Source organism: Mesorhizobium sp. (assembly GCF_004963255.1).
In the GTDB taxonomy this organism is placed as follows: domain Bacteria; phylum Pseudomonadota; class Alphaproteobacteria; order Rhizobiales; family Rhizobiaceae; genus Mesorhizobium.
The window spans coordinates 1-587 of the sequence record NZ_SUGA01000104.1 but is presented as its reverse complement, the minus strand read 5'-3'; the positions used below and the strand labels follow the sequence as shown (position 1 = coordinate 587).

Below are 587 nucleotides of genomic sequence, written 5' to 3'. Positions count from 1 at the left end.
GTCGACGACGTGCCGACGGCGCATGCCGACACCAATAGCGTCTCGGAAGGCTCGCAGACGACGGGCAACGTGCTGACCGACGGAACGGCGGACGTGCTTGGCGCCGACGGCGCAGCACCCGGCGGCGCGGTGACCGGCGTGGCCACCGGCTCGAACGTCTCCAACCCGGTGAGCGGCAATCTCGGCGGCGCCGGCATCGCAGGCCAGTACGGCACGCTGGTGCTCAACGCCAACGGCTCCTACACCTACACCGCCAACCCCAACGCGGTCACCGCCAACGCGGTCGACCACTTCGTCTACACCATCACCGACGGCGACGGCGACACCTCGACCGTGACGCTCGACATCACCGTCAACAACGTCACTGTCACCGCCTCCGACACCGACGCGCTGGTCTATGAGAAGGGCCTGCCGGCGGGCAGCGACGCGGCCGGCAACAGCGAGATATTCAACGGCGCCATCACGCCGGCCGGCGGCACGGGACCCTATACCTACACGCTCAACTCATCGGCCACCGGCCAGTACGGCAACCTGGTGCTCAATGCCGACGGCACCTACACATACACGCTGACCAAGACCTATGACGG

At 67.5% G+C, this 587-nt stretch carries 1 protein-coding gene; it reads left to right on the top strand.

Features of this window, described 5'->3' with window-relative positions:
• On the top strand, nt 1–587 hold a 587-nt coding region (locus E5X34_RS32640), incomplete at both ends, for an Ig-like domain-containing protein (RefSeq protein WP_292573336.1).